This is a genomic window from Streptomyces synnematoformans, from assembly GCF_039531005.1.
GTDB lineage: Bacteria > Actinomycetota > Actinomycetes > Streptomycetales > Streptomycetaceae > Streptomyces > Streptomyces synnematoformans.
Genome location: NZ_BAAAPF010000492.1, coordinates 1 through 3,433, shown reverse-complemented (window position 1 = coordinate 3,433; position 3,433 = coordinate 1). Strand labels below are relative to the sequence as shown.

Annotated in this window: 3 protein-coding genes and 1 pseudogene; 2 read left to right on the top strand and 2 right to left on the bottom strand. The window is 77.0% G+C overall.

The genetic code is table 11. From position 1 onward, the window contains the following. Positions 1 to 256, top strand: a pseudogene (locus ABD317_RS34950) (hypothetical protein); the annotation flags it as partial. A 132-nt stretch (positions 257 to 388) separates the two neighbouring features. Here ABD317_RS34950 and ABD317_RS34945 read toward each other — a convergent pair. Together ABD317_RS34945 and ABD317_RS34940 are read right to left on the bottom strand one after the other, a co-directional pair. Continuing rightward, positions 389 to 1,183: a maleylpyruvate isomerase N-terminal domain-containing protein gene (locus ABD317_RS34945; protein ID WP_344295659.1), complete on the bottom strand. Its 795-nt coding sequence runs from the start codon at positions 1,181 to 1,183 to the stop codon at positions 389 to 391. Between the two features lie 102 nt (positions 1,184 to 1,285). Continuing rightward, entirely contained in the window at positions 1,286 to 1,957 is a 672-nt protein-coding gene (locus tag ABD317_RS34940) for a TetR family transcriptional regulator (RefSeq protein WP_344295657.1), read from the bottom strand. 161 nt (positions 1,958 to 2,118) lie between these two features. Between ABD317_RS34940 and ABD317_RS34935 the strand changes: the two genes are divergently transcribed. Then, the coding region (locus ABD317_RS34935) for a glycosyltransferase family 4 protein (protein ID WP_344295655.1) at positions 2,119 to 3,433 on the top strand (1,315 nt) is incomplete at its 3' end.

Below are 3,433 nucleotides of genomic sequence, written 5' to 3'. Positions count from 1 at the left end.
CGCCCCGGCCGGCGCCCGGCCGCAGCAGGCGCAGGCCGCGCCGCCGGCCGGCGGGTCGTTCGCGCCGTTCTGGTTCGCGGTGCCGGCGGCCCGGCCGCTGTTCGCCGAGGACGGCTCCTCCAAGCAGCTCGCCGAGCTGACCCCGGGGGACTGGTACCTGGCGGTGGACCAGCGCGGTGCCGCGCTGGTCGCGCAGACCCAGGACGGCCGCCGCGGCGTCCTGCAGGACACGACCGGCATCCAGCGCGGCGCCTGACGGGCCCCGCCCGCAGCCGTACATCCCCCGGCGGCCCCCGCCCGTCACGCACGAGCGGGGGCCGCCGCATGTCCGCTCCGCCCGCGGCCCGGCCGCGGGCCCGGCCGCAGTCCGGCCGCGCGTCCGGGCGCGTCAGCTCCAGGCCGTCGCCGCCAGCCAGCGGTCCAACAACGCGGCGTCCCCCAGCACCTCCACCCGGTCGCTGTCCGGCGGCAGCCGCCGGTGGAACACCAGCAGCACGTCCGCCAGCGGCCCGCGCAGCGCCACCGCGGCCTTCTCGTGCGCCCGGCGCCAGGTGAACCCCTCCGCCCCCAGCGCGACCAGCCACTCGGCGCCGGCCTCCGGCGGCGTGTCGGTGGCGTGCAGATGGATGCCGGAGCCGGCGACGTCCGGGGCGCGCAGCGCGGCCAGGTCCGCGTCGCCGCCGCGCTGCGCGAACTCAAGGATCTCCAGCCACTCGTCGACCGTGTCCGCGGCCACGTCCGCCGCGACGGCGAACTCCACGCCCGCCGCCCCGTCGGCGTCCGCCCGGTGCACGACCGTCTCGTGCACCATCCGCCGCGCCCAGAACGCGGCCCGCTGCTCCTCCGCCCACGTCCACACCCCAGCGTCCGGCCCCGCCGCGCGCAGTTCCGCGGCGAGCAGCCGCGCGCCCTCCGCCAGCCAGCCGTCGAGCGCGGCGGGCGTACGCGACCCGGGGCCGGCGAAGCCGGGCACCTCCTCGTCGGGGATCTCCTCCGCGGCGCGGGTACGGACGAGTTCGGCCGCCCACCGGTGCGCGCCGCCGACGTGCACGGCCAGTTCGCCGAGGTCCCAGTCGGGGCAGGTGGGCACCCGGGTCCCCGGGTCGGCGCCGCGTACGGTGCGGCGCAGCAGGTCGGTCTGCGTGCCGAGTTCGGCGCAGTAGCGGTCGTACGCAAGTCTCATGCCGGCGCACTCTACGGGCCCGCCGCCGCCGGGCGCCGCCCGCTTTCCGCGCCGTGCACCCACCGCCGCCCGCGCCCCGGGGGCGGCGCGCCGCGACCGTGTCTAGCGGGGCTTCGGCTCCGGCTTCGGCGTCCGGTCCGGGGCCGCGTCGACCAGCCGGCAGACCGTCTCGATGTCGATCCGCACCTGCGCGATCGACGCCCGCCCCGACAGCCAGGTCATCAGCGCCGAGTGCCACGTGTGCTCGATCACCCGCACCACCGACAGCTGCTCCGGCGTCGGCCGGCTCCCGGCGCCCATCGCGTCCAAAATGATCGCCGTGGTCAGCCGGGAGGCGACGTCGACCTCCGGGCTCACCGACCGGTCGGCGAAGCTCAGCGCGCGCACCATCGCGTCCGCGAGCAGCGGCTCGCGCTGCAGCGCGCGGAAGGCGCGCATCAGGGTCTGCGCGACCCGGGCGCCCGGGTCCGCCGCCGTCGGCGGGCGCTTGCGGAGCGTCTCGTGCAGCTGCCGCAGCTGGTCCTGCAGGGTGGCGACGAGCAGGTGGATCTTGGAGGGAAAGTACCGGTAGAGCGTGCCGAGCGCGACGCCGGCCTGCTCCGCGACCGCGCGCATCTGCACGGCGTCGAAGCCGCCGCGGCCGGCCAGCTCCGCGGTCGCCCGCAGGATGCCGCGGCGGCGCGCCTCCTGCCGCTCGGTGAGCTGCGCCCGGCCCGGCCCGCGGCCGGACCCGCCCGGGACGCCCGGGACGCCGGCCCTCGATGTTGTCGTCATGTGTCCCGATCTGTGCCGTGCTTCCCCCGACGGCAGCGCCGGCGGGCAGGTCTCGCTACCAACCGGTAGATTCGAAGCCGCCGAACGTCTGCCTGAAACTTGTTCTAGATTAGCGCGAGCGGTTACGCTCCGGCGAAACTGCAGTGAGAAGGGGGCCGTACGTGACCGCCGAGGTGCCACTGCGCATCGCCCTGCTCAGTTACAAGGGCAACCCCTACTGCGGCGGACAGGGCGTCTACGTCCGCCACCTCTCGCGCGAGCTGGCCCGCCTCGGCCACCGGGTCGAGGTGATCGGCGCCCAGCCCTACCCCGTGCTCGACGCCGGCGTCACCCTGACGGAGCTGCCCAGCCTCGACCTCTACCGCCAGCCCGACCCCTTCCGCACCCCCGCCCGCGGCGAGTACCGCGACTGGATCGACCTGGTCGAGGTCGCCACCATGTGGACCGGCGGCTTCCCGGAGCCGCTCACCTTCAGCCTCCGCGCCCGCCGCCACCTGGCCGCCCGGCGCGGCGACTTCGACGTCGTGCACGACAACCAGACCCTCGGCTACGGCCTCCTCGGCGGCGCCCGCTCCCTCGGCGCCCCGCTCGTGACCACCGTGCACCACCCGGTCACCGTCGACCGGGAACTGGAGCTGGCCGCCGCGCCCGGCCGGCGGCGGCGCTACTCGGTGCGCCGCTGGTACGGGTTCACGCGCATGCAGCGCCGCGTCGCCCGCCGACTGCCGAGCGTGCTGACCGTCTCCGGCTCGTCCCGGGCGCAGATCACCGAGCAGCTCGGCGTGCGCCCGGAGCGCGTCCACGTGGTGCCGATCGGTGCGGACACCGCGCTGTTCGGCCCCGACCCCGCGGTGCCGCGGGTGCCCGGCCGGATCGTCACCACGGCCAGCGCCGACGTGCCGCTGAAGGGGCTGGTCCACCTCGTCGAGGCGCTGGCGAAGATCCGTACGGAACAGCCGGACGCGCACGTCGTGGTGGTCGGCAAGCGCGCGGAGGACGGGCCGGTCGCGCAGGCCGTCGAGCGCTTCGGGCTGGGCAGCGCGATCAGGTTCGTCACCGGCATCAGCGACGAGGAGCTGGTCGGCCTGCTGCGCAGCGCGCAGGTCGCCTGCGTGCCCTCGCTGTACGAGGGCTTCTCGCTGCCCGCCGCCGAGGCGATGGCCACGGGCACGCCGCTGGTCGCCACGACCGGCGGCGCGATCCCGGAGGTCGCCGGGCCCGACGGCGAGACGTCCCTGGCGGTGCCGCCGGGGGACGCGGGCGCGCTGGCCGCCGCCCTCACCCGGCTGCTGTCCGACGCCCCGCTGCGCGACCGCCTCGGCGCGGCGGGGCGCGCGCGGGTGCTGGCCCGCTTCACCTGGGCGCAGGCGGCGAAACTGACCGCGGAGCGCTACCGGGAGGCCATAGCGGCGCACGCCGCGGAGGCCGGCCCCCGTACCCGGCCGCGAAGCGGCGCGACGGCGCCCCGCGTGCGCG

Excerpts from the sequence above, each read along its gene's own strand:
- ABD317_RS34945 (WP_344295659.1), bottom strand. The coding sequence starts at position 1,183 with ATGAGACTTGCGTACGACCGCTACTGCGCCGAACTCGGCACGCAGACC.
- ABD317_RS34940 (WP_344295657.1), bottom strand. The coding sequence starts at position 1,957 with ATGACGACAACATCGAGGGCCGGCGTCCCGGGCGTCCCGGGCGGGTCC.